The organism is Nonomuraea sp. NPDC059194 (assembly GCF_042754765.1).
In the GTDB taxonomy this organism is placed as follows: Bacteria; Actinomycetota; Actinomycetes; order Streptosporangiales; family Streptosporangiaceae; genus Nonomuraea.
The window spans coordinates 45,820-69,841 of record NZ_JBHZBH010000019.1 but is presented as its reverse complement, the minus strand read 5'-3'; the positions used below and the strand labels follow the sequence as shown (position 1 = coordinate 69,841).

22 protein-coding genes, 1 tRNA gene and 3 pseudogenes are annotated in these 24,022 nt (G+C 70.8%); 15 read left to right on the top strand and 11 right to left on the bottom strand.

From position 1 onward, the window contains the following. Nucleotides 1-2: 2 nt before the first annotated feature. On the bottom strand, nucleotides 3-587 hold the full coding sequence (locus tag ACFXJ8_RS23200) for a hypothetical protein (RefSeq protein ID WP_379646014.1): 585 nt from the start codon (nucleotides 585-587) through the stop codon (nucleotides 3-5). An 82-nt stretch (nucleotides 588-669) separates the two neighbouring features. Between ACFXJ8_RS23200 and ACFXJ8_RS23195 the strand changes: the two genes are divergently transcribed. Further along, a complete protein-coding gene (locus ACFXJ8_RS23195; protein WP_379646013.1) occupies nucleotides 670-1,569 on the top strand; it encodes a response regulator transcription factor in 900 nt (299 codons plus the stop codon). Here ACFXJ8_RS23195 and ACFXJ8_RS23190 read toward each other — a convergent pair. From ACFXJ8_RS23190 to ACFXJ8_RS23180, 3 genes are all read right to left on the bottom strand, one after another. After that, nucleotides 1,566-1,991: an ATP-binding protein gene (locus ACFXJ8_RS23190; protein ID WP_379646012.1), complete on the bottom strand. Its 426-nt coding sequence runs from the start codon at nucleotides 1,989-1,991 to the stop codon at nucleotides 1,566-1,568. The genes ACFXJ8_RS23195 and ACFXJ8_RS23190 overlap by 4 nt on opposite strands. Nucleotides 1,992-2,090: 99 nt before the next feature. Continuing rightward, a complete protein-coding gene (locus ACFXJ8_RS23185) occupies nucleotides 2,091-2,441 on the bottom strand; it encodes a DUF1206 domain-containing protein (RefSeq protein ID WP_379646011.1) in 351 nt (116 codons plus the stop codon). Between the two features lie 95 nt (nucleotides 2,442-2,536). After that, nucleotides 2,537-3,778: an RNA-guided endonuclease InsQ/TnpB family protein gene (locus tag ACFXJ8_RS23180; RefSeq protein ID WP_379646010.1), complete on the bottom strand. Its 1,242-nt coding sequence runs from the start codon at nucleotides 3,776-3,778 to the stop codon at nucleotides 2,537-2,539. 518 nt (nucleotides 3,779-4,296) lie between these two features. On the opposite strand from ACFXJ8_RS23180, the gene ACFXJ8_RS23175 reads away from it, so the two are divergent. After that, nucleotides 4,297-4,761 (top strand): adenylyltransferase/cytidyltransferase family protein, encoded by a 465-nt coding sequence (locus tag ACFXJ8_RS23175; RefSeq protein WP_379646009.1) that lies wholly within the window; start codon nucleotides 4,297-4,299, stop codon nucleotides 4,759-4,761. Here the strand turns inward: ACFXJ8_RS23175 and ACFXJ8_RS23170 are convergent. Further along, on the bottom strand, nucleotides 4,742-5,113 hold the full coding sequence (locus ACFXJ8_RS23170) for a hypothetical protein (RefSeq protein ID WP_379646008.1): 372 nt from the start codon (nucleotides 5,111-5,113) through the stop codon (nucleotides 4,742-4,744). The two genes, ACFXJ8_RS23175 and ACFXJ8_RS23170, sit on opposite strands and share 20 nt — an antisense overlap. A gap of 21 nt (nucleotides 5,114-5,134) precedes the next feature. On the opposite strand from ACFXJ8_RS23170, the pseudogene ACFXJ8_RS23165 reads away from it, so the two are divergent. Next, nucleotides 5,135-5,398, top strand: a pseudogene (locus tag ACFXJ8_RS23165) (aminoacyl--tRNA ligase-related protein); the annotation flags it as partial. 61 nt (nucleotides 5,399-5,459) lie between these two features. Then, entirely contained in the window at nucleotides 5,460-6,092 is a 633-nt protein-coding gene (locus tag ACFXJ8_RS23160) for an aminoacyl--tRNA ligase-related protein (protein WP_379646007.1), read from the top strand. Here the strand turns inward: ACFXJ8_RS23160 and ACFXJ8_RS23155 are convergent. From ACFXJ8_RS23155 to fxsT, 3 genes are read right to left on the bottom strand one after another with little or no spacing between them, the layout of a single operon-like run. After that, complete coding sequence (locus ACFXJ8_RS23155; protein WP_379646006.1) at nucleotides 6,070-7,035, bottom strand: magnesium transporter CorA family protein; 966 nt, start codon at nucleotides 7,033-7,035, stop codon at nucleotides 6,070-6,072. The genes ACFXJ8_RS23160 and ACFXJ8_RS23155 overlap by 23 nt on opposite strands. A gap of 11 nt (nucleotides 7,036-7,046) precedes the next feature. Then, a complete protein-coding gene (locus ACFXJ8_RS23150) occupies nucleotides 7,047-7,760 on the bottom strand; it encodes a DUF72 domain-containing protein (RefSeq protein ID WP_379646005.1) in 714 nt (237 codons plus the stop codon). 38 nt (nucleotides 7,761-7,798) lie between these two features. Next, nucleotides 7,799-10,915: an FxSxx-COOH system tetratricopeptide repeat protein gene (gene fxsT, locus ACFXJ8_RS23145; protein WP_379646004.1), complete on the bottom strand. Its 3,117-nt coding sequence runs from the start codon at nucleotides 10,913-10,915 to the stop codon at nucleotides 7,799-7,801. Between the two features lie 87 nt (nucleotides 10,916-11,002). Here fxsT and ACFXJ8_RS23140 point away from each other — a divergent pair, with 87 nt between their 5' ends. Then, nucleotides 11,003-12,949, top strand: a complete 1,947-nt coding sequence (locus ACFXJ8_RS23140; RefSeq protein WP_379646003.1) for an alpha-amylase family glycosyl hydrolase — start codon at nucleotides 11,003-11,005, stop codon at nucleotides 12,947-12,949. 698 nt (nucleotides 12,950-13,647) lie between these two features. Here the strand turns inward: ACFXJ8_RS23140 and ACFXJ8_RS23135 are convergent. Further along, nucleotides 13,648-15,381 carry a GMC oxidoreductase gene (locus ACFXJ8_RS23135; protein WP_379646002.1) on the bottom strand — a complete coding sequence of 578 codons (1,734 nt, stop codon included), beginning with the start codon at nucleotides 15,379-15,381 and terminating at the stop codon, nucleotides 13,648-13,650. A gap of 305 nt (nucleotides 15,382-15,686) precedes the next feature. Between ACFXJ8_RS23135 and ACFXJ8_RS23130 the strand changes: the two genes are divergently transcribed. The 5 genes and pseudogenes from ACFXJ8_RS23130 to ACFXJ8_RS23110 form a co-directional block, all read left to right on the top strand. Then, a tRNA-Pro gene (locus ACFXJ8_RS23130) sits at nucleotides 15,687-15,763 on the top strand. Nucleotides 15,764-16,392: 629 nt separating this feature from the next. Beyond that, on the top strand, nucleotides 16,393-16,998 hold the full coding sequence (locus ACFXJ8_RS23125) for an RICIN domain-containing protein (RefSeq protein ID WP_379646001.1): 606 nt from the start codon (nucleotides 16,393-16,395) through the stop codon (nucleotides 16,996-16,998). Nucleotides 16,999-17,477: 479 nt separating this feature from the next. Further along, nucleotides 17,478-17,792: a M55 family metallopeptidase gene (locus tag ACFXJ8_RS23120; protein WP_379646098.1), complete on the top strand. Its 315-nt coding sequence runs from the start codon at nucleotides 17,478-17,480 to the stop codon at nucleotides 17,790-17,792. After that, nucleotides 17,746-17,859: pseudogene (locus ACFXJ8_RS23115) on the top strand (M55 family metallopeptidase); the annotation flags it as partial. The gene ACFXJ8_RS23120 and the pseudogene ACFXJ8_RS23115, both read left to right, overlap by 47 nt. A 181-nt stretch (nucleotides 17,860-18,040) precedes the next feature. After that, a pseudogene (locus ACFXJ8_RS23110) lies at nucleotides 18,041-18,340 on the top strand (serine hydrolase); the annotation flags it as partial. Nucleotides 18,341-18,556: 216 nt separating this feature from the next. Here the strand turns inward: ACFXJ8_RS23110 and ACFXJ8_RS23105 are convergent. After that, nucleotides 18,557-19,408: a DUF72 domain-containing protein gene (locus ACFXJ8_RS23105; protein ID WP_379646000.1), complete on the bottom strand. Its 852-nt coding sequence runs from the start codon at nucleotides 19,406-19,408 to the stop codon at nucleotides 18,557-18,559. Between ACFXJ8_RS23105 and ACFXJ8_RS23100 the strand changes: the two genes are divergently transcribed. The 4 genes from ACFXJ8_RS23100 to ACFXJ8_RS23085 all read left to right on the top strand — a co-directional run bounded on the left by ACFXJ8_RS23100 (nucleotide 19,407) and on the right by ACFXJ8_RS23085 (nucleotide 22,076). After that, nucleotides 19,407-19,586: a hypothetical protein gene (locus tag ACFXJ8_RS23100; protein ID WP_379645999.1), complete on the top strand. Its 180-nt coding sequence runs from the start codon at nucleotides 19,407-19,409 to the stop codon at nucleotides 19,584-19,586. The two genes, ACFXJ8_RS23105 and ACFXJ8_RS23100, sit on opposite strands and share 2 nt — an antisense overlap. A 120-nt stretch (nucleotides 19,587-19,706) precedes the next feature. Further along, on the top strand, nucleotides 19,707-20,291 hold the full coding sequence (locus ACFXJ8_RS23095; RefSeq protein ID WP_379645998.1) for a hypothetical protein: 585 nt from the start codon (nucleotides 19,707-19,709) through the stop codon (nucleotides 20,289-20,291). 123 nt (nucleotides 20,292-20,414) lie between these two features. After that, complete coding sequence (locus ACFXJ8_RS23090) at nucleotides 20,415-20,960, top strand: hypothetical protein (RefSeq protein WP_379645997.1); 546 nt, start codon at nucleotides 20,415-20,417, stop codon at nucleotides 20,958-20,960. Nucleotides 20,961-21,104: 144 nt separating this feature from the next. Then, nucleotides 21,105-22,076 carry a hypothetical protein gene (locus ACFXJ8_RS23085; RefSeq protein ID WP_379645996.1) on the top strand — a complete coding sequence of 324 codons (972 nt, stop codon included), beginning with the start codon at nucleotides 21,105-21,107 and terminating at the stop codon, nucleotides 22,074-22,076. A gap of 217 nt (nucleotides 22,077-22,293) precedes the next feature. On the opposite strand, the gene ACFXJ8_RS23080 is transcribed toward ACFXJ8_RS23085, so the two are convergent. Next, nucleotides 22,294-22,761, bottom strand: coding sequence for a MarR family winged helix-turn-helix transcriptional regulator (locus tag ACFXJ8_RS23080; protein WP_379645995.1), 468 nt, complete (start codon nucleotides 22,759-22,761; stop codon nucleotides 22,294-22,296). Between the two features lie 64 nt (nucleotides 22,762-22,825). Between ACFXJ8_RS23080 and ACFXJ8_RS23075 the strand changes: the two genes are divergently transcribed. Beyond that, nucleotides 22,826-23,971 (top strand): FAD-dependent monooxygenase, encoded by a 1,146-nt coding sequence (locus ACFXJ8_RS23075; protein WP_379645994.1) that lies wholly within the window; start codon nucleotides 22,826-22,828, stop codon nucleotides 23,969-23,971. The last annotated feature ends 51 nt before the right edge of the window (nucleotides 23,972-24,022 follow it).

The window sequence follows — 24,022 nt, the reverse complement described above, 5'->3', positions numbered from 1 at the left end:
CGTCACACGCCGAAGGCGGTGAGGGTGCCCCAGGTGGTGGCGACGCCCACGAGCGTGCCCGCGATCACCTGGGCGGGAGTGTGGTGGGCCAGGCGGACGCGGGCCCAGCACACCAGCCCCACCAGGGCCCCGCCCACCAGCGCGGTCGGGACGGGCGGCAGGACGTGCGCCAGGACCACCACGGTGCCCGCCGACACCGCGGCGTGGAAGGAGATCTTCCACCGCAGCGTCACCGGGACGGTCACCGCGAGGGCGGCCAGCATCGCGGTGACGGTGGCGACCAGCAGGGTGGGGGCGCCCAGCCCGGCCAGCAGGACCAGCGCGACGAGCACCGCTCCCACGGCGGCCAGCAGCGGCCCCGTACGGCGGGCCCGGTCGACCAGGTGGCGGGAGTCGAGCCGTCCCTTGCGGACGCCGACGGCGATGACGGTGGCCGGCACGCCGCCGCACAGGGCGGAGGCGAGCAGGCCCCAGACGGCGCCCGGCCAGCCCTGGGCGAGCAGGCCGACGGCGGGGGGCATGGCGATCACCAGCACCTGCGGGGCGAACACCTCGGTCACCCAACCGGCCATCCTGGACCCGTTCATGGTCGTCCAACCTGCCACGCCCCGGACAGCGAAGGCAATTCCGGCTCGACAGGCAGCCGCGGCGATGCGACATGATGGCGCGGTGGATCAGATCACGCTGAGCGCCTGCGCCGAGGTGGGGTTCCAGGTGGCGGGCCGTAAGGGGGCGCACGGCGCGATGCGGGCGTTACGCCGGGTGATCCCGCTGGACGCCTACGAGTTCGTCGCCTTCGACCCGGTCACCGGCCGGCACCGCAGCCTGATCTCCGAGGGCCTGGACATCGTGCCCGCCGTGCGCGAGCCGCGGCCGGGCGCAGGCGAGCCGTACCCGATGGACGCCGGGCACCTGGCCGCCTACCGCTGGCGGCAGGGGCTGACGACGCCGCTGCTGCTGGCCGAGGGCCGCTACACGGGACAGTTGCACCTGTCGGCGCCCCTCTTCCCCGCGCACGCGCGGACGGTCATGGCGGCGCTCTCGCCGACGCTGGCCCACGTCACCGACCTGACCAGGTGCGTGATCGACCCGGTGGGGGTGCCGAGCGGGTTCGCCGCCGTCGCCTTCGACCGCGGCGGCGTGGTGCGCGACGTGGCGGGCGCGGCCAGGTCGGAGGTGGTGGCGGCCGACCCCGCGATGGCCGCCTACGCCAGGGCCTTCCTCGACTCGCGGGAGCTGAGCAGGCGCGGCCTGTGGCAGGACGCGGGCGGCCAGTGGCGGGAGGTGCGGGTGCTGCGCGCCGGCGTCGGCTCGCACGGGGCGCTGCAGGGCGCGGTGGTGGCCGAGCGGGCCTGCTGCCTGCCGTACGAGCTGACGGGGCGGGAGGTGCAGGTCCTGACCAGGGTGGCGGCCGGCGACTCCAACCCGCAGATCGCCGCCGCCCTCGTCCTGAGCGTCCGTACGGTCACCACCCACCTGGAGCACATCTTCGCCAAGCTGGGCTGCGACAGCCGTACCAGGGTCACCACCAAGGCCCTCGCCGAGGGCCTGTGCATGATCGACCTCTAGACGCCCGCCGCCGCCCAGCCCGCGGGCACGGTGACCAGGAGCAGCTCGAACCAGACGGTGTTGACGCCGTTCTCCCTGCTGTAGCCCCACCGGTGGCTGAGCGCCTCCAGCAGCGGCAGGCCGCGCCCGCTCTGCGCGGTCGGCGAGGCGGTACGGCATGCGCACGGCGGCCCGTCGGAGCCGCCGTCCTCGACGTAGACGCGCACCCTCGACCCGGTGGACCACACGGTGAGGGTGAAGGTGCCGCCGTCGCGTGAGGCGGAGTGCACGACCGCGTTGGTGACCAGCTCGCTGGTCAGCAGCACGCTGTCGTCGTGCAGCGGGTGTCCGGGTCCGAGGGCGGCGGTCACCAGGCGGCGAGCCCTGGCGACCTGGTCGGGTGCTCCTGGCAGGGTCCAACTGTCGTACTCCGGCGCTTCCACGGCGACCTCCCCGGCTGCGGCGACCTTGTAAGGACGCGGCTCCCGGCGGGCAGGAGGGGTCACGAAAAGGTAGGAATGCTCTTGCCGCGTGGAACCGGATCAGGTCCGGTGCCATCGCGCCTCGGCCAGGCAGTACACCGCGAACAACACCAGCCCCACGGCCACCGCCACCAGCAGCCACGGGCCCGCGGGAGTATCGGCGAGGGACTTGAGCGCGCCGTCGATACCGACCGCCCTGTCGGGATCGTAGGTGATCGCCGCCTGCCCGATGAGGACACCCGCCGTCATGATCCACAGCACCACGGACCTGAAGGGCTGCGCGGCCACGATGTGGATCGCGCCGCTCTTGTCGGCGTCGCCGCCCTCTCCGAAGGCCACCTGCAGCGCCACGAGTCCGATCAGCGCGTACAGCAGGGCCCTGGCCGCGTACCCCAGCTTGGTGAGAATCATGGCGTTTCCTCTGCACCGGCAGGCGGATCTTGACTTCTCCCCGCCATGAATGACGGGGATTCTCCCGCCTCACGGCAGGGTGTTTACTGCTGCTTCTACGCCGCTTGCGCGACGGAGGTTTCGGGCGGTGCCAGGGGCGGGATCGCCTTCCCTGGTCTTACCTGCCCTTCACAGTCGTTTCGGGTGTCCGCCAGCCCGGCGGCCACGTCGTACAGAGACCTCAGGCGAATGCCTTCGACGAGAATGTTGAGCGCGGCGGCGATGTCACGGTCATGGTGCTCGCCACACGATTGACAGTCCCACTCGCGGACATCCAGCGCGAGCTTCCCAATCTTCCAGCCGCAGCACGGACACAGCTGCGAGGACGGATACCAGCGGCCGATCTGGATGAACTCGCGCCCGTACCGGACGGCCTTGCCTTCCAGCAGCCGCAGGAACGCGCCCCAGGAGGCGTCGTTCACGGACTTGGCGAGCATGCCCCGCGCCAGGCCCCGCACGGCCAGACCTTCCACATGCACCGCTTGATTATCACGGAGCAGTGTGGTGCTGGTTTGGTGCAGGAAGTCTCGGCGGGCGTCGGCGACCTTGGTGTGCTGACCGGCGACCTTGATCCGGGCCTTGGCTCGGTTGGCGCTCCCCTTCTTCTTGCGTGACAGGGCACGCTGGAGTTTCTTGAGCTTGCGTTCCCGGCGGCGCAACCACTTCGGGTTCGCGATCTTCTCGCCGTCGGAGGTGACCGCGTAGTGGGTCAGGCCGAGATCGATCCCGGCCTCGGCGTCCGCTTGCGGGAGCGTGTGGGCGTCGTCGTCGAGTTCGATGACGAAGGAGGCGAAGTATCTGCCCGCCGCGTCTTTGATGACCGTCACGCTGGAGGGGGGAGCGGGCAGTTCGCGCGACCACCGGACCTCGATCTCGCCGATCTTCGCAAGATACAAAGTGCCGTTGTCTCGCACTTTGAAGGCGTTGGTGTTGAATCGGGCCGACTGCCGGTGATCGTGGCGGGACTTGAACGCGGGCAGGCCCATTTTCGGGCCTTTCCGCTTGCCCGACACCGAGTCGAAGAAGTTCTTGTACGCCACGTCCAGGTCTCGTAGCGACTGCTGCAACGGCACCGGGGACACCTGCCCGAGCCATTCCCGCTCGGCGGTCCGTTTCGCGGCGGTGATGCAGATCTTCTGCAACTCCGTGCCGCTGATCCGGGTCCGGTCGGCCTTCCACGCGGCTTTGCGCCGGGCGAGCGCGTCGTTCCACACGGCGCGGACGCACCCGAACGTCCGGGCCAGCAACTCCCGCTGGGGCGCGTCCGGGTAGAGCCGGTAGTTGTAGCGCAGCTTCACCGAACACCACCCCCTCGCGACACTGACGTCCCACCGGCTCGAACACGCTATCGCCTGCTCTACGACACCGTCAGACGAATACCGGAACGGCAGGCACGCGGTTTCCGTGATGCATGCCCATCTGGTCATCGTGACCACATACCGCGGAAGCGTGTTCAACGACGAGCCTGCGCCCGCCGCTGCGAAGAATCATGGTCGAGGTGTGCGACAGCTTCGAGGCCGAACTGCGCGAGTTCCTTTGACCATCATCAACGCCTACATCGAACAACAGCGCGCCGACCAACGTGACCGCTCCGGCTCCGCGCTACGCGCACCGGGCTGCCCCGCCTACCGGCGGGCCATCCCCTGCCGGGGACCGCATTCATCCCCGGCCTCCGCATTGCCATCGTCCCCTTGGGAAACGCCGCATGTGCCACCCGCGCCCTGAAGGCCGAGCCTTTCTGCAGACCTCCGGTAAGCCAGGGCGGCCGACCGAGTACGCTGCGATCGGATGAGGCGACTGGAAGGGGAACCTGGGCGTGAGCAGCCTCGAGGCCGTCTGGGTGCAGCCGTACGAGCAGCATGGCGCGGCGATCGTGACGGGCGTCTTCGACATCCTGCACGTGGGCCACGTCCGCTACCTGCGGTCGGTGGCCGAGCGCGGCCTGCCGCTGGTCGTCGGCGTGGAGGACGACCCGCGCGTGCGCGCGTGGAAGGGCCCGAGCAGGCCGCTCAACTCGGCCGCCGAGCGGGCCGAGGTGCTGGCGGAGCTGCGCTCGGTGTCGGGGGTGTTCATCGTGAGCGGCCCGCCCGAGGCGCACGGCCCCGAAGACTACATCGACCTGCTGGCCCCGATGCGGCCCGGCGCGCTCGCGCACACGGCGGGCGATCCCCACGCGGGCGGCAGGTGCGCGGCCGCGGCCCTGCTGGGCGCCCACTGCTGGGAGCTGGAGATGATTCCCGGCCGGTCGACGACCAGGATCGTCAACGCCGGGCTAGGATGACCTTCATGCAGCGCGCTTTCGTCTTCGTCACGACGACGCCGGATCCGTTCCCGGCGCGCTGATTTCCATGCTCCCCGGGCGAACGCCCGGGGATCGCTGGTCGTTCGCCCTCGTTTTCCGAAAGGTTCCGGAGGGCTCCATCATGAACGACCATCGCAGGCTCGGCCGCGAGCTCGACCTGTTCGACACCCATCCGCTGATCGGCTCGGGCCTGCCCTTCTGGCTGCCCGCGGGAGCCGCGGTGCGCAAGGCGCTCGAAGACTTCGTCCACGAACTGGAACGCCGCAACGGCTACCTGCACGTCAACTCGCCCGTGCTCGGCAAGCGCGAGCTGTACGAGAGGTCGGGCCACTGGGCGCACTACAGCGACGACATGTTCCCGCCGATGGAGGTCGGCGGGGAGCGGTTCGTGCTGCGGCCCAGCCTGTGCCCGCACCACGCGCTGATGTTCGCCGCCAGGCCGCGCAGCCACCGGGACCTGCCGCTGCGCCTGGCCGAACTCGGCGGCATGTACAGGGGCGAGCTGTCGGGCGTGCTCGGCGGCCTGTCCAGGGTGCGGGCCATCCAGCTCAACGACGGGCACGTCTTCTGCCCGCTCGACAGCGCCGCCGCCGAGGTGTCGGCGGCGCTCGACCTGATCGAGGCCGCCCACGGGCAGCTCGGTGTGGTGCCTTTCCGCTACCGCCTGTCGCTGCGGGGTGAGGGCGCCAAGTACGTCGACGACCCGGCCATGTGGGCCAGCGCCGAGGCCATCCTGCGCGAGGCGCTGCGCGCGCGGGGCCGCGCCTTCGACGAGGAGCTCGTTCTACGGCCCGAAGATCGACGTCCAGGTCGTCGATCCGCAGGGGCGCGAGAGCACCCTGTCGACCGTCCAGGTCGACCTGTTCCAGCCGGGCCGCTTCGATCTGTCCTACGTCGGCCCCGACCAGGCCCTCCACCGGCCGGTGATGGTGCACAGGAGCCTGGTCGGCAGCCTCGAACGCCTGATGGCGCACCTGGTGGAGATCCACGGCGGCGCCTTCCCCGCCTGGTTCGCGCCCGTCCAGGCGGTGGTGCTGCCCGTCACCGACGCCGAGGTCCCCGCCGCCGAGCAGCTGGTACGGCGCGGCGTCGCCGCCGGGCTCCGCGTGTCGTTGGCCGCGCCCGCCCACGGCAGCCTCGGGGCGCGGATCAGGTCGAACCGGCTGGTGCCGTACCAGCTGGTCGTCGGCCCGGCCGAGGCAGGCGCGGGCGAGGCGGCGCTGCGGCTGCGCGACGGCAGCAGGCACGCGGCCAGGCCGGTCGCGCAGGTGCTGGCCTGGATGGCCGCTAGAGCCAGTCCCGCTTTTTGAACGCCAGGTAGAGCAGCCCCGAGGCGACCACGATGATGGTCGACGACCACCAGAAGCCCGCGCTCGACCCGAACCCCGGGTAGGGCACGTTCTGGCCGTAGAAGCCGGTGATCATGGTGGGCACCGCGATGATCGCCGCCCAGCTGGTGAGCTTCTTCATGATCTCGTTGAGCCTGAAGCCCTGCTGTGACATGTGGGTCTCGCGCAGGTTGCTCATGAGGTCGCGCAGGTTGTCGGTCCATTCGGCCACGCGCAGCACGTGGTCGTAGAGGTCCTGGTAGTACGGCATCATCTCCGGCGTGACCACGTGCAGGTCGCGCCGGAGCAGGGTGTTGACGACCTCGCGCATCGGCGTGGCCACCTTGCGCAGGCCCACCATGTTCTTGCGCAGGGTGAACATCTTCCTGGCGTCCTGCCTGGTCATCGGCCGTTCCTCGAACAGCTGGTCCTCCAGCGCCTCGACCTCCTCGTCGAAGCGCTCGACCAGGTCGAAGTGGGCGTCGACGACGTAGTCGAGCAGCCCGTGCAGCAGGAAGGAGACGCCGTTCTTGGCCAGGTCGCCCGAGGCGTCCCAGCGGGCGGTGACCTTGTCGATGTCGAAGTGCGCGTTCTCGCGCACGGTCACCAGGGCGTTGGGGGTGACGAAGATGCTGATCTCGACGGGGTGCAGCCTGCTGTCCTCCAGGTGCAGCCAGTAGGCCGTGATGAACAGGTGGCTGTCGTAGACGTCGACCTTGGGCCGCTGGTGCTCCTGGAAGACGTCCTCCACGGCGAGGGTGTGCAGGCCCAGCTCCTCGCCGACGCGCTCCAGGTCGGCGGCGCCGGGCGCGCACAGGTCGAACCAGACGACGTTGCCGGGGTCGGTGACGTGGTCGGAGACCTCGGCGATGGGGAAGCCCTCGGAGACCAGGTTGCCGTCGCGGTAGAGGCGGGTGCGCACCATGACCGTCCAGCCTAGATGAGTGCGGCGAACCGCACCGCGTTGCGTACCGCGGCCCCTCCTGGATCGTTGTTGAAGTAGACGTAGGCCTGCCGCCACCCCGTCTCGTGGACGCGGCGCGCCCACGAGCGCAGCGCCGCCTCGCCGTACGCGGGCCTGGGGGTGGCCCTGCCCTCGTGCAGCCTGACGTAGCCCCACTCGGCGGTACGCCACGGCGGATTCAGCACCCTGCTCTCCCTGTCGGCCCAGCACAGCGCCGCCCTGCGGGCCTCCAGCACGCTCCTGACCTCGTCGCTCCACCACGAGGGGTGCCTGAACTCCACCGCCACCCTGGTCGCGCGCGGGAAGCAGGCCAGGCAGCGGTCGAGCTTGCCGGGGTCGGCCTTGAGAGTGGGCGGCAGTTGCAGCAGGATCGGGCCGAGCTTGGCCTTCAGGCCCTCGACCGCGGCCATCAGCCGCTCGACCGGCTCCTCGGGGTCGGTCAGGCGCTTGATGTGGGTGAGGTACCTGCTGGCCTTGACCGCCATCACGAACCCTTCGGGCGTGCGCTCGGCCCATCCGGCGAACGTCTCGGTCGACGGCAGCCGGTAGAAGGCGTTGTTGCTCTCGACCGTGCGGAACGTCTCGGTGTAGGTCTCCAGCCACAGCCGCTGCGGCACCTTGTCCGGATACAGCACGCCCCGCCAGTCCCGGTACTGCCAGCCTGAGGTCCCCACGAGCGTCTCCATGCCGGGCACCTACCCAGGCGCCGGCGGCTCAGGACTCTTCAGCCCGATCCCGCGGGCAGTGACGGCGAGCCGCCTCCGGCCTGGAGGGCGTCGGAGCCGTAGGCGGCCGACAGGATCCGTTCGGCGCGCGTACGGCACTCCGCCGCCGCGGCCAGGTCGTCGAGGCGCTCGTGCACGGCGGCCAGGTCGAGCAGGGTCCGCCCCACGTCGGGGTGGGCGGCGCCGAGCGCGCGTTCGGTGCCTGTCACGGCCCGCTCCAGCAGTTCCCTGGCCTCCGTCACGCGCCCGCCCAGGAGCCTGGCCACGCCGAGCCTGCGCGCGCCGAGCTGGGCGTGCGGGTGGTCGGGGCCGAAGACGGAGGAGAAGACACCCATGGCCCGCTCCTGGTGCGCCTGGGCCAGCTCGTGGTCGCCGATGTCCTGGTAGACCAGGCCGAGGTTGGTCAGCGGCATGCCGACCTCGCCGTGGCCGGGGCCGTAGCAGGCCTCCAGGATGGCCAGCGCGCGCTCGTGGCTCATCCTCGCCTCGTCGAAGCGGCCCACCAGGCGCAGTGCGTAGCCGAGCTTGTCGAGGGTGTGGGCCACCTCGGGGTGCTCGTCGCCGTACACGCCCGCCAGCAGCGACAGCGCCTGCTCCTGCAGCTTGATGGCCTCCTCTGCGCGGCCCGCGTCCTGCAGCACCAGGCCGAGGCCCGACAGCGAGTGCGCGACGTCGGGGTGGCCGGGGTCGAGCAGGCTGCGCGAGGCGGTCAGCGCCCTGGTCAGCCACTGCTGGGCGGCGGCCAGGTCGCCGGCCAGCCACGCGGCGAAGCCCAGGTCGCGGCCGATCCTGGCCAGTTCCCTGCCGTCGGCGTCGTCGCGGGCGGCCAGGATGGCGTGGCCGCGCTCCAGCGTCCGCCTGGCCTCGGGCAGCCGCCGCTGGCAGACCAGCACGTCGCCGAGGCGCTTCAGCACGTAGGCGACGCCGGGGTGCTCCGGGCCGAAGGCGGCCTCGGCGAGCGCGAGCGCCTGCTCCTGCGCGGCCCTGGCGCCCTCCAGGTCGCCGACCATCTCCAGCAGCTTGCCCTGCTCGGTCAGCACGGCGGCCAGGTCGGCGTCCGAGCCCTGCGCGCGGCGCAGCAGTGTCAGCGAGCTCTCGAACAGCCACGCGGCCCTGTCGAAGGCGGCGCGCGTGGTCAGGTAGCGGCCCGCGCCGCACAGCAGCTGGGGAAGGGCCGGTGGCACGACGTCGAGGTGGTCCGACTGGCCGGCCAGGTGGATCAGCCCCGGCAGCACCTCGTCCCAGTGCGGCCAGTTCGTCGGGTTGTCCGGGTCGGCGGGGGCGGTGGCCTCCACGAGGTGGACGGCGCGCAGCAGCCACTCCTGCCGCCCCGCCCTCGACAGGGTGGCCATGGCGGCGACGCTGACCATCTTGTGCATGCGCAGCCGTCCCCTGTCGCGGTCGACGAGGGAGTGGCGCAGCAGGTGGGCGATGGCGTCCTGCAGGCCGACCTCGTCGGCGACGGCCGCCTCCAGCGCGGGCGGCAGCACCCCGGCCAGGCCGCGCAGCAGGCGCAGCGACAGGCCGTCGCCACCAAGGCAGGCGCACAGGTACAGCAGCTCGGTGGCCGGGGCGGAGGCGGTCCGCACCCGCTCGAAGGCCAGCTGCCAGGCGGTGGCGAACGTCTGGTCGCGCTCCCCCGCCCTGGCCAGCAGCCGGTCGGCCCTGCGGCGGAACAGGTCGGCGTACTCCTCGAAGGTCATGCCGGTCTGCTCGCTGTAGGCGGCGGCCTGCTCCAGCGCGAACGGCAGGTCACCGAGCTGGTCGGCCAGCTCGGGCGCGCCCGTGGAGCGTCCGGGCAGGCCGAGGCGCCGCTCCAGGAAGGCGACCGACTCCTCCCGCGAGAACGGATCGATCCGCAGCGGTACGGCGTGCAGCCCCCACGCGGGATTGCGCGAGGTGATGATCACATGGCCCTCTCCGCCGTCCGGCAGGACCCCATCGAGCAGCGCGGCGTCCTCGACGTCGTCCAGGACAAGCAGCCACCTGTCCATGCCCGCCAGCCTGTCGCGCAGCGCGGTGACCAGCTCGCCCCTGTCGGCGCGCTCACGCACGCCCAGGCGCAGCGCGAGATCCTCCATCGCGCCGGCCAGCGCGAGCGGATCGGCCGCCGAGGCGCGCCACACCACGTCGTAGTCGGCGGCGTTCCGGTGGGCGTACTCCATCGCCAGCTGGGTCTTGCCGACGCCGGCCAGGCCGTACAGGGCGACGGCGCGGCCGCCGGCCAGCGCACGGCCGAGCTCGGCCAGCAGCTCCTCTCGCCCGGAGAAGACACGGTTGCGGGCGGGCAGGTTGGACACCCGGCGCGGCGCCGACGGGCTGGCGGGCGGGGAGGGAACCGCGCCCTGCCTGAGCGGAGGGGCGGTCAGCGAGGGGTCGTGGGTGAGGACGGCCTGGTGCAGGGCCTGCAGCGTGGGGGCGGGATCGATGCCGAGCTCCTCGGCCAGGACCCTGCGCACGCGCTCGTAGACGTTGAGCGCGTCGCCCTGCCGCCCGCAGCGGTAGAGGGCGGTCATCAGCTGGGCGGCGGAGCGTTCTCTGAGCGGGTGGCGGGCCACGCGCTGCTCAAGGCGGGGCAGCACCTCGGCGTGGCGGCCGAGCGCCAGCTCGGCGTCGGTGCGGCCCTCCTCGGCCGCGTAGCGCAGCTCCTCCAGCCTGATCGCGTCGAACTGCGCCCACGGGTCGGCGCTGAAGTCGGCCAGCGCGGGGCCGCGCCATAACGCCAGCGCGCTGTCGAGCACGGTGACGGCCTCGCTCCAGTCCTGCTTGGCCAGCTCGTCGCGGCCGCGCGTGACCAGGGCCTCGAAGCGGTGCGCGTCGACCCGCTCGGGGTCGATGACCAGCCGGTAGCCGGGCCCGTGGGACTGCAGCAGCGCGGTGCCGCCCAGCGTCCTGCGCAGCCTGGAGACGTGGGCGTGCAGGGTGTTGGTGGCGCTGCGCGGCGGACGGCCCGCCCACACCTGGTCGATCAGCTGGTCGGCGCTGAGCACGTCGCCGTGGTGGAGCAGCAGCACGGCGAGGATGGCCGCGCGCTGGTGACCGCCGAGCGCAGCCGGGACGCCGTCGACCAGGACGTCGAGCGTGCCCAGAATCCCGATCTCGACGCGGGCTTCCATGCTGCGCTTCCCTTCTGAATGCTTGCAAGCGACTGTAACGCGTCACACATTGGGCTGAAACCATACGAATGTGGAGGTGCGCCATATATGGCGACCGTCGAGGAGATCGTCAGCCGGCCCGCGCCGCGCAGCATCGGGCAGGCCCCCTGGCCTGAGCGGCAGGGTTACCACCCGTCCCCCGCCGACTGGCGGAGCGAGGTCATCTACTTCCTGCTCCCCGACAGGTTCAGCGACGGCAGGGAGGCCGGACGCCCGCTCCTGGACCGGACCGATCTGTGGGCCGCCAGGCCGGAAGGCTGGCGCTGGGACCGGTGGGCCAGATCAGGACGGGAACGCTACCAGGGCGGCACACTCACGGGGATCGCCTCGCGCCTGGACTACCTCGACGATCTGGGCGTGAGCGCGCTGTGGATCGGCCCGGTGTGGAAGCAGCGTCCCGTCGCGGGCGTCGAGGGCAGCCCCGCCGAGCCCGACGACTACCACGGCTACGCGGTGCAGGACTTCCTCGAGATCGACCCGCGCCTCGGCAGCCGCGCCGACCTGGTCTCCCTGGTACGGCAGGCGCACGAACGCGGCATCAGGGTCATCCTCGACGTGCTGCTCAACCACTCCGGCGAGACCTGGGACTACGACCTCGGGCAGGACGGTTCGCCGCGCTACGCGCCGCGCCCGCCGTACCGGCAGAGCCCGCCCTACGCCTTCGGGGCCTGGCGCGACGGGAAGGGCGGCAGGCTGCCGCACGGCAGCGCGCCCACGGAGCCCGACCACGGGGTCTGGCCGCAGGAGCTGCAGCACCCCGACGCCTACACCCGGGCGGGCGGCGACGGCGGCAGCTTCGGTCCCGGCGGCGACGAGGACCCTGACGCGCCCTACCGCAGGGCCGACTGGTTCAGCCGCGACATCGACATGCCGCGCAGCCTGCAGACGATGATCCAGATCTACAAGTACTGGATCGCGCTCGCCGACCTCGACGGGTTACGGATCGACACGCTCAAGCACGTGCCGCTGGAACACGCCCGCGCCTTCTGCGGGGCGATCAGGGAGTACGCCGAGCAGCTCGGCAAGGCGAACTTCCTCATCGTCGGCGAGGTCGGCGGCGGCGACACCATCCAGGAGAAGTACCTGAAACTCGTCGGGCAGAACCTGTCGGCGGTGCTGGAGACGGGCGAGACGCGGGCGACGCTGCGCGCGGTCGCCGAGGGGCGGGCCAGGGCCGAGGACCTGTTCGGCCGCTTCACGCTGCCGCTCGACATCACCCACCGGGCGCTCGGCAGCCGGTACGTCGCCATGCTCGACGACCACGACGACCTGGCGATCTTCCCGCAGCTGCGGTTCGGCTCGGTCGAGTCCTCACCCTCGCGGACCGTGGTGGGCGCGGGCCTGCTGCTGTTCCTGCTCGGCATCCCGTGCCTGTACTACGGCATGGAGCAGGGGCTGACCGGTCCCGAGCAGGAGGAGCGCAAGTGGTTGCCCGGCTGGGGCGTCAGGGACCTGGCGGGCGACATCTACCTGCGCGAGGCGATGTTCGGACCGGAGCATCCGCGCGTCCTCGGCGGGCACGCGCCCGATCCCGGCGTTCCGGGCTTCGGTCCGTTCGGCACGTCCGGTCACCACGTCTTCGACCAGGACAACGACGTCTACCAGCGGGTCCGGATGCTGCTGCGGGTCCGCGGGGCGCACCCCGTGCTGTCGGCGGGCCGGCAGTACCTGCGCAGGCTCGGCAGGGACGACGGGTCCTTCACCCTGCCCGCGCCGGGCGAGGCGGTCGGCTGGTCGCGGATCCTGGCCGACGACGAGGCGCTGTGCGTGATCAACCCGGGGCAGGTCTCCCGTACGGCGAGGCTGCACGTGGACGCGGGGATCAACGCGGGCGTCGCGGCGTTCACGGTCGTGGCGAACACGGCGGAGGTGGGCGGCGGGACCAAGCATCCGGTCGGCTCGACAGTGCCGGTGCTGCCGTCGCCGGACGGCGCCCGCTACGTGGAGATCCACGACCTGCCACCGCTGTCGGTCCTGGTGGCCGTCAACCGCTGACCCCGGCCCTCTCCCCGGGAGGACCGCCCTCCCGGCTGCCCTCCCGGCCGCCCTCCCGGGCCGACCTCCTGGGCGCCCTCCCTGGGCGGACCGGCTTTCCGGGGGCGCGGGCCGAGTTCCCGGGGGGCCGACCTCCGGGAACGGCCGACCTCCAGAGGCGGACCGGCTTCCCGGTGCGCGGGCCGCCCTCTCGGGGTGGGCGGCCGAGCGGGCCCGCCAATCCGGGACGAGCCCGCTCGGGCGGCCGCCGTCTGCTCCGGCATCGCCCCGACCCGCCTCGCCCGGCGCCCATCAGGGACCCCGACCGATGACCGGCCCGCAGGAGAACCGGCGGGAGGACCACCCCGGAACCAGCCCCCGCAGAAGGCCTCTTCCGACCCGCCCCCTCACAAGACCCGACCGGCGAGCAGCCCGCAGGAGAACCGGCGGGAGGGCCGCCCTGGAACCGGCCCCCACGAGGAAGCCTCCTCCGACGCGCCCCGCATAGGAGCTCGACCGGTGACCAGTTCGCGGGCGGCCGAGGCCGTACCCCCTGGGAGGAGCCTCGACCGGTGACCAGTTCGCGGAAGGGCGGCCCAGGCCGTACCCCCTGGGAGGAGCCTCGACCGGTGACCAGTTCGCGGGCGGCCGAGGCCGTACCCCCTGGGAGAGCCTCGACCGGTGGCCAGCTCGCCGAGGCAGTACCCCCCGGAGGAGCCTCAGCCGTTGACGAGCCGGTCGGACAGGCGCATGGCGAGGGCGGCCAGGGTGAGCGAGGGGTTGGCGGCAGGCGAGGTCGGGAAGACCGACAGGTCGCAGACGTAGAGGTTGCGCCTGCCGTACACCCTGAGGTCGGGGTCGACGACGCCGGTGACGGCGTCGGGCCCCATGCGCATCGTGCCGACCTCGTGGCCGACCGCGCCCAGCGTGGAGCGCGTCGGCCGCGGGTACAGCGGCGTGCCGCCGACGGCCGCCATCACGGCCGCGCCGACCTGCTCCATGACCTCCTCCAGACCCGGCACCTCGACATGGTGCATGACCACGCGGGGGCGGGCGTTCCTGCCCTCGCCGCGCACCTCGACGCCGTTACGCTCCTCCAGCGGGACGGCGGTGAAGAAGACGACCTCGCACGGCATGTCGGCCTCGTCGAGGTCGAGGTCCTCGTCCACGTGGTACTGGTTGAGGTTGACGCCCATCTCGACGACGGCGTTGAACGGCGTCTCGCCTGCCGTACCCCTGAGCAGGAGCTTGGCCGCGTCACGCGCGCTGTAGCCGGGAGCGCCGTCCTTGACGGAGAACTTCCAGTAGTAGGTCGGGTGGTCGGTGATGCCGCGCCCGATCAGCTCGTGCTCCAGCCCGGCGTTGTGGGCGAGCACCGGCGTGCCGACCGTACCGCCCGCCATGATGACGCTGCCGCCCTCGGCGAGCCTGAAGGTCCGCAGGACGCCCGCCGCCAGGTCGAAGGCCTCGACCGCGGTCACCGCGTCGCCGTCGAAGACGAATCCGCACACCTGGTGGTGGAGGTTGACGTGCAGCCGGTCGGCCCACGAGGCGCGCAGCACGTCCTCCATGAGCAGCGCCGCCGTGGAGAAGATGCCGGAGGGGATGCCGAGGCCGTTCACCGAGGCGTGCTCGGCCGCCAGCACGGCGTCGTCGTCGGACAGGTCCGGCAGGTGACCCCTCAGGAGCGACTGGACCGCGCCGCACAGCGTGTCCTGCGGCATGGGCGTGCCGTTCAGCAGGTCCTCGGCCCTGGCGTACCAGGTGCTCTCCAGGTCCCCCCTGATCGGCTCGGGCCACCCGGCGAACTCCGCGGGCGTCATCCGCGGTACCAGCGCGCCCCAGAACAGCGACCTGCCGCCCAGGCAGAACGCCTGCGCCAGGTCCATCGGCAGGTCGGTGTCGTAGCGCCGGACCTTGAACTGGTTCCACAGCTCCCAGACGCTGCGGTTGACGTAGGGGCCGTGCCGCCTGGGCAGGTTGCCGACGTGCGTCGGGAACAGGTAGCCGCCGGCCTCCAGAACCAGCACCCGCGCCTGCCCCTCGCTGTCGGCCATCAGGCGGTGCGCCAGCGTGCCGCCGCCCGTGCCGCTGCCCACCACGATGTAATCGAAGTCCTGCTCGGCCGAGACCGGCGGGAAATGCACGCGCGCGGCCAGCGAGTCGGCCACGGGGATGTCGTCCGGCTGCTCGAACAGGTCGGCGACGCGTCCCCGCATCGTCGCCACGTGCTCGCCGTCCACGACCCTGTTGGGGCCGCGTTCCCATGCGCCGTCGCAGCGGAACTTGAACTCCACGGGGCCCTCGCCCTGGAGCTCGACGCGCCACTCGTCGGCTCCCCTGACGTACTCGCACGGCACGTCCGCCTGCCAGCCGTCCAGACCGCTGCGGACCGCCAGCCGCGCGCCGGGCCTGACACCGCCCCCGCGCAGCACGATCGTGAGAGTCCCCATCTTCTGTTTACCTCCCGCCTTGAAAGGATCTCACCGCATACGGCTTTCAGCACGCTTGCGAACCGCGACAAGGTCCTGACAACCGGGTGACGGCATGGTGGGTTCCGGGCGGGAGCGATCACGGGGGGCGCCTGGGGGAGGCGCGACTCGTTTCCCGCCCCACACAGCGACGGGGACCGGCGAGGGCGGCCGGAGCGGCGGTGCACCTGCCGCCGCTCCGGCCCGAGCTCGCCTTCGATCGTGGTAGTGTTTTCCACGCAAGGCCGCCGCGGAACACCTCACCGAGAAGGTTCCGAGGGGCTTGGCGGGACGTAGCGCAGCTTGGTAGCGCACTTGACTGGGGGTCAAGGGGTCGCAGGTTCAAATCCTGTCGTCCCGACCAGATATTCGCTGGTCGATGAGGGTGTCTTCCGAAAGGAAGGCGCCCTTTTTCAGTCTTGGGAAGCCACTCGGTCATGATCTTGTCCATGGCTTCAGCGCCCTTGGTCAATGCTGGCCTGATCTCCTGGCGGTAGACGGTCTCGGTCACGTTCGTTGACGAGTGACCAACAAGACGCGAGATCTCCTCTATGGGGAACTCGCGACGGACGTACCAACGATCCATCGCGCTCCCGTCCTCGCGACGGAACACGAGGGCATCATCAGTCCGCCGTTCACCCGACGCGAGGCGTCCGGCTGATCGTCTCTTGTCACATAGACCTCTATGGCTAGCACGCGTGCACCATCCCCCTGGACGCTAACGGATGCCCTCTCGGGTGTGGTCGCGCCTCGGATAGACACGACTCTCTGGCGCGGCCATTGTTCACCGGCAAAGGGAGCGCCTGCCCTTTTTGCGGAATTAAACACGTCGGACAGTAGACATTTTCCCAATAGGTGTATTGATGAAGACATTGAATAGGCTTTAGACTCGATCTGGGCAGTCCTCGATAGACTGGCTTTACTGCTTCCCGCGTCTTGCGTGTGCGCCTTAGGCGGCTCACCCCGACGATAAGAGCAGCGAGGTGAATCGCAATGTCGAAGCCCAAGACCTGCCTCAACGCGATCAGCGCATCACTCCTGTTCTTCGCCGGACTAATTCCGACGTTCGCAGACAGCAACCATCAACAAGCCCCCGCCACCTGGATCACCAACAAGTGGAGAGACTGGCCAATCATGGTTGATGAGCCAGCCGGATGCCGCTACAACATCGAGAATCCTAACTGCGTCCTCGGCTCACGTGTCCGGCTGAGCCGCAGTAACTACGACTACTTCATGTTCGAGCGCGCACCCGGCGGCACATACCTAATCAAATGGTACGAGGCGAAGAAAATCTTCTGCCTGGATGTTTGGCGAGATGGTAAGGGCAACGGCACCCCCGTAGTCCTGTGGGGCTGCCATGGAGGCCCCAACCAGCAGTGGCGGTGGGAGTCGTACTACAAGGGCCCCAACAAGGGCATCACACGTCTCGTAAGCGTCAGTAGCGGCAGGTGCTTCGACGTCGAAAACCCCGCCAGCGTCGCCAGGGCCGTCCTGCCGCCCGATAACGCTCCCTTGCAGATCTGGGACTGCTTCCCGGACAAGTCGTACGTCCACTGGCGTATCAACCAATCATGGGAGTTCAAGGCTTGGGGGAATTGACTCATCCCCCAAACGAACCTGCCAGTCCTGTCACGGTCCGGTGCAAGCACGCACACACCCTCGAACGTCTCCCACGAGTCCGGCCAGAGGTCGACTGCGCCGCAGGTGCGCTGGTCAAGATCCTTCTCGTTGGGGTGCGACTCGGACATGGCGCTAGTCGATGTTCGTTCGATAGGGGAACTCGTAGCGGTCAGACCTCGACTGCAACGTCTCCGGCCCAGAAGGTCTGCCAGATCTGGATCACTGGTCCACCAGGTGGGCACTTGAGTTGAACGACCTCGTGAGGCTCGGGCATCCGCGCCCTGATGAACTCTTCCTCTATGTCGACGTGTTGCCCGATCGCGTCGAACCTGGGAACGATCCCCTTGCCCCGTGCGGGAACTCGATCTCCGTGCCTCCGGTGATGGCAAGCGACTCCCCCGCAAGGCTCATCGACGCCGGTTTTCGAGGGTACGTTCGCGGCAGGGGCCGACAGCGTCCTGGTCAACGACAGCCACGGCACCATGGACAATCTGCTGCACGAGAAGCTCGATCCGCGGGCCCGGCTGATCTTCAGCTCGCCCAAGCTGGACTGCATGGCCGAGGGCGTCTCGGCCGAGCACAACGTGGCCATGTTCCTCGGCTACCACGCCGCAGCGGGGTCGCCCGGCGTGCTCGCCCACACCTTCTCCTCGCACTTCTACCTCCTCGCACTTCTACGAGGTGCGGCTCAACGGCAGGCTGGTGTCGGAGGCCGAGGTCAACGCGCTGCAGGCGGCCGCCGTCGGCGTCCCGGTGGGGTTGCTGACCGGTGACGACGTCATCTGCGGCGTCGCGGAGAAGGCCTTCCCCTGCGCGCGGACGGTCGCCGTCAAGGTCGCCCACGGGCACACCGCCGCCGACAGCCTCTCTCCGGCCGAGGCGCGGCGGCTGATCAGGGAGGTGCTCGGCTGCCTGACGACCTGCTACCACCTCGCCGCCGACGCGGTGATCAGCAGGATGGCCCTGTACGGCAAGCGCCAGCCGCCCGCTGGCCCGTACGCCAACCAGCCAGGCCACAGGTTTGCCGCTCGGGCCAAACGGTTCGCGCGCGGATATCCAGATACCGAGAGAACGCCATCGCCTGCCAGGGCACCCCCGGCCTGGCGGGCGTCTACGCGGACGGCAAGGCGCTGCGCACCTCGGCCAGGGTGTGGCCACCGTCGAGTTCGGCGTCCCGATCGACTCCCGCACCCGCTTCGACATCGCCTCCATCAGCAAGCAGTTCACCGCCGCGTGTCTGCTGCTACTGACCAGGGACGGCATGAGCCTGTCGGACGACGTCCGAACGCACATCCCCGAGCTGCGGCTCGACGTGCCCGTCACGATCGCCCAGTGCCCGCGGCACACCGGCGCCGGCGCCAGGGCCGACACCGAGGAGAGCGCGGTCGGCGACGGCGGCGTGGTGACCAGCGTGGCCGACCTCGCCCCGTGGTTCGGCTTCCTGGCCGACGGCCGGGTGTCCCCGGTCCGTCCGCGCGGACCGCGTTCGTGTCGCCGGGACCGGAGGTGGTGCCGACGACTCGACCTCTGCGAGAGGTTAGAACAGGGTCGGTGGCTCGGTCGGCATCGGGTCGGGCAGGGGCTGGAGTTCGGGCACGCGGGCGCGCACGTCGTCGTGGAAGCGCCGGGCCAGCGTCAGCGCGTCGGCGTTGTCCGGCGTGTGGATGAAGACGGTCGGCGAGCGCCCCTCCCGCAGCCACGCGGTCACCGTGGCGATCCACTCCTGCCAGCCCTCGACCGTGCGCTCCGTGGCGTCCCTGCCGAGGTAGCGGACGATCGGCCGGTCGGTGAGGGCGCGCGATCGGCGTGGCACGCGCGGCTTCTTCGTCCACGCGTCCCGTTCGGCGTCACTGGTCGGAGGGCTCTGGAAGAGGGTGGTGGTGTCGAACGGAATCCACTCCGCGCCGGTGCCTGCCAGAACTCGTTCGAGAAGCTGCGCGGACCGCTCGTCGTCGAAGAAGGCGCGGTGGCGGACTTCGACGGCGTACCGGTACGAGCGGGGCAGCCCGTGCAGGAAGCGCGCCAGGGTGCCGAGGTCGGACGGCGCGAACGAGCCCGGGAGCTGCACCCAGAGGGCGTGCGCTCGTGGCCCGAGCGGCTCGATCGCCTCCAGGAACGTGCGGAGCTCGTCGTCGGCGCCGGTGAGGCGGCGCTCGTGGGTGATCGGCTTGGGCAGCTTGACCACGAAGCGGAAGTCGGGGCCGGTCTGCCGCGCCCACGACTCCACCGTGGCCTTCGTCGGGGTCGCATAGAAGGTCGTGTTGCCCTCCACCGCATCGCACCAGGTGGCGTAGGCGCGCAGGCGTTCTCCTGGAGGGAGCGGGTGGGGCAGGAGGCGTCCCTGCCACGGCGCGTGCGTCCACATCGCGCATCCCACATGAAGGCGCATGGACCCGACGCTATCGGAGGCCGACGAGATCGAGATGCGCGGGCCAGGCCGGATGCGGCGGCGTCCGGTCGTGGTCAAGCGACGCGAGTCCTTCCAGAGAGCGCGGGCCTGGCCGGGTGCGCGGGATCGCGGCGGCCCTTCGGGGTCCGCAGGCCGGGCCCGGGTGCGCGGCGTGTGATCCCGGTCACGCAGCGCGGTCGATCCTTTCGGGGTGCTTACGTACGGCGCCGCGGCCTGTCTCGGCGGGGGAACAGCGGAGACCATGGCGATCGTCGCCTCACGTCAAGGAGTACTGCGGATGAGATCACCCCTGTATCGAGCGAGCGCGGTGGCGGGCTTAGGCTGCGCCGTCCTCCTGCTGGTGAACGTGGCCCGCCGCGGCGGGCTGCTGCCCGAGACCACCCTCACACACGCCATCGCGCCGCTCGCGCCACTGGCGGGGCTGCTCGCCGTCACCGGCCTCTACCTGCTGATCCGCCATCGGGCGGGTACGGCAGGCCTGGTCGGCTACCTGCTCAACGCGGCCGGTCTGGCGGGCGCGTTCGCCATCGAGTACACCCTGCACTTCGTCTTTCCCTACCTGGGCCAGCCGGCGATCGGCGGGCTGCTGGCCGGCGGGACCGGGCGGGCCTTCCTGGTCACCTCGATCATCCTGCTGGCGGGCGTGCTCACGTTCGGCTTCGCGGCGCTGCGGTCTGGGGCGTTGCCCGTCGTCGCGGTCGCCCTCTACCTGGTGGGGATGATCCCCGGTGCGCTGCGCAGCGCCGTACCGCTGCCGGTGTACCTGGCCGGGCTGGCCGTCGCCGCGATCGGCATCGCGTGGATGAGCGTCGGTCTCTGGTCGGCGGCCGACGACCCCGCCCCGGCCCGGCAGTCCCACTGACTCCAGGCAGCCGCCCCGGCCCCGCGACGTGCTGCCGTGACACCGGCCGGGCGGGGGTGAGTCCCGGCAAGTGGCTTGCAAGCGCCCGGCTCTATCACTGGGCCAGACACCTGGAGGCGCCGCATGACAGGCCTGTTGTCCACGAGGATCCATGTCCTCGCTCTCGCGTTCGTCGGAGCGCTCGTGACGGGATGCGGGGCCGTACCCGAGCCCGCCGCAGGAAGCCAAGCGTCCGCGCAGGAGGCCGGCGGCTGCCCGCTGGCCGTCGCGGACCTGTCCCAGGCCACGTCCCTGGCCTGGGAACTGAAGGAGAAGCGGGACGACCACCTCCTCGAGACCCTCGAATCGGTCAAGGCGACCGTGTGCCTCTACACGGCGAAGGACTCCCCGCAGGAGGGTGGAGATCCGCTGGCCCTGCGCGCCGACGTGGTGAAGGGCAAGGACGCCGCCACCGTCGCCAAGGACTTCCGCGACACCTGCGCCGACACCGGCGGAAAGATCCGCGGCGAGACGACGGCGACGTGCGAACGTGCCGGGGCCGTCGTGGAGGGCTTGGTCGCCGACGCCGACAGGACCGTCAACGTCTACCTGGTCAACGCGGACAAGTCCACCGCCACCAAGCTCACCCCTGCCTTCGACGCGATCCTCAGCGCTGTCGGAAAGAAATGATCACATTACGACCGCTGCTGGGCGTGGGGACCGCCGTCGCCGTCATACTCACCGGTCAGCCCGCGCAGGCAGCCGCCGCGCCCGCCTGGCGGATCGTCAAGGGCGTCGACATCGGCGCCAGGGCGACGGCCGGCCCTGCTCGACGTGGCCGCCTCGGGCCCTCGCGACGCCTGGGCCGTCGGGTACGCCTGCAGCGCCGAGGACAGCGGGGAATGCGCCGCCATCACCCGATGGAACGGCTCCCGCTGGAGCAAGGCCAACCCGAGGGGAGCCGACCTGGAGCACGTTGAGGGCGTCAGCGCGGTATCCAGGCCCGACGTGTGGGCGGTCGGCAACGGGACGATCCCGTGGGCGGGCCACTGGACGGGCTCGAACTGGACCGGCTACAAGCCGCTCGGCTCGCGGACCGACGGCAAGCTGTTGGATGTCGCGGTCTCCGGCGACAGGCCGTGGCTCGTGGGCACCGAGAAGGGTCGCGGCGTGGTCCTGAGGTGGACCCCCGGCAAGGGTTTCCGGCGGGCGCACTCCCTGCTGGGATCGCTCGCGGCCGTGACCGCGCGCTCGGGGACGGGCGAGATCTGGGCCGTCGGCTCGACGGGCACCCAGCCGCTGATCGTCCGCGGCACCGACAGCGGCAGGACGTGGCAGGTCACGCCCACCCCGTCGATCCCGGACGGCCACCTCACGCGCGTGTGGCAGGTCGCCGGCAGCGACGTCTGGGCCGTCGGGTACGCGGGCAGGACGTCCTACGACCGCAAGGACTTCCTGGCCTCGAAGCCGATCGCGCTCCACTACGACGGCACGTCGTGGCGCCAGGTGACCGTCCTCGTGACCAAGGGCCGCCTGTCCGGGCTGACCAGCGACGCCACCGGCACCATGTGGGCCAGCGGCGTCGACTTCGCGCACGGCAGGAAGATCCTCTTCCTCCGGTACGCCGGGGGCAGGCTGGTCGCCTCCTACAGCCCCGGGCTGCCCCTGGGGGAGCAGCGCGACTACGACCACCAGACGGTCACGAGGACGTCGATCACCAGGATCCCTGGCTCGAACGGCCTCTGGGCGGTCGCAGCCGCCGGGGGCGGCGACTTCGAGAGCCATTTCCTGCTCCGTTACGGCTGAGCGGCCGGTTCAGCGGCCGGGACGGCATGAGGCCCGGTCGGCGGGCATCGCGTGGCGCCGACGCCGCAGGCGAGGGCGTCGGCCCTGTGCCACGGCACGTGAGTTCAGCGGATCACGGGGTCATGGGATCAGGTGGGGCGTTACGTGACGGCAGTGAGTCACGGGGCCGCAGGGTCAGGTGTGGCGTGGCGGCAGGGGACGGCAGCGGATCACGAAGTCACGGGACCTGCGGTGTGGCGGCCTGCTGGATGGCCGTGGCCCTGGTCAGGAAGTCGAGGATCACTTCGAGCTGCTCGTCGGTGTAGCCCATGTACAGCTCGGTGAGCCCCGCGACCAGTTCGTCGAACAGGTTCGCGAAGCCGCCCAGCTTGCCGTAGTCGACCTCGACGATCACCCGGCGCTTGTCGCGGGTGTCGCGGGTGCGGTGGACCAGCCCCTTGGCCTCCAGCCGGTCGATCAGGCCGCTGACCGAGGCGGGGGCGAGCCCGGTGTGCTGGCTGATCTCCCCCGCGGTCATCGGCCCGCGCCGCTGGAGCAGGTCGAGCGCCTTCTCCTCCGTCATGCCCAGCCCGATGTGCGCCGCGACCGCCGTATGGAACATCACCACCGCGTTGCTGTTCTCCCGTCCCGCCACGAACAGCGACTCGAGCAGTTTCTTTCGGTGTTCCGAAATATCTGTTGACACGCCCCTCCCCCTCCGGCATATATTTCGTTCGGCCGAACAAAATAACTGAGGAGAGGGTAACACGATGAAGGCTCTGATCATCGGATGTGGCATCGGCGGACCGGCGACGGCGATGGCGCTGCAGCGGGTGGGCATCGACGCGGAGATCTTCGAGGCCTACGACGTGAGCGCCGACAACGTCGGCTCGTTCCTGAACGTCGCCTCGAACGGCCTCGACGCCCTGCGCACCCTGGACGCCCACCGGGAGGTGCTGAAGGAGGGCATTCCCACCCCCCGCATGGTCATGTGGAGCGGCACGGGCAAGCGGCTGGGCGAGGTCGCCAACGGCCTGGCGCTCGACGACGGCACGGTGAGCCACACCATCCAGCGCTCCGACCTCTACCGCATCGTCCGCGACGAGGCCGTCAGGCGCGGCACCACGATCTCGTACGGCAAGCGCATGGTCTCCTACCGGGAGTCCGCCGACAGCGTCACCGCCTGCTTCGAGGACGGCACCGAGGCCACCGGCGATCTCCTCATCGCGGCCGACGGCGTGCACTCCCGCACCCGCACGTTACTGGACCCGAACGCGCCCGCACCCCGCTACAGCGGCCTGTACAGCTTCGGCGGCATCGTCAAGGACGCCGACTTCACCGGCGAGGCAGGCGTCTACAACATGATCTTCGGCAAGAAGGCCTTCTTCGGCTACACCGTGGCCGCCACCGGCGAGACATGGTGGTTCGCCAACCTGCCGCGCGAGCTCGGCGACGTGCCCGCCGACTGGAAGCCCGTGCTGGTCGAGGCGTTCACGGGCGACGACAACTTCTCGGCCGAGCTGATCCGCCGCAGCTCGATCGACCTGGCGCTGCCGATCCACGACCTGCCGCCGGTGCCCACCTGGCACCGGGGCAGGGTCCTGCTCACCGGCGACGCCGCCCACGCCACCTCCCCCAGCTCGGGGCAGGGCGGGTCCATGGCGATCGAGGACGCGATCGTGCTGGCCGCGGCCCTGCGCGACGAGCCGGACCACGAGGCTGCGTTCGCGAGCTACCAGCGGCAGCGCCGCGAGCGGGTGGAGCGGGTGGTGGCCTGGTCCAGGAAGATCAGCAACAGCAAGGCGGCCGGCCCGGTGGCCAGGGTCTTCCGCGATCTGATGCTCCCGGTCTTCCTCAGGAAGTCGGCGGGCGACGAGTCGCTCGCCTGGATGTACCGTCACCACATCGCGCTCTGAACCCCGTCTTAGGTCCGACGGCGGAGGGGCGCACCGGCCCACGGCCCGATG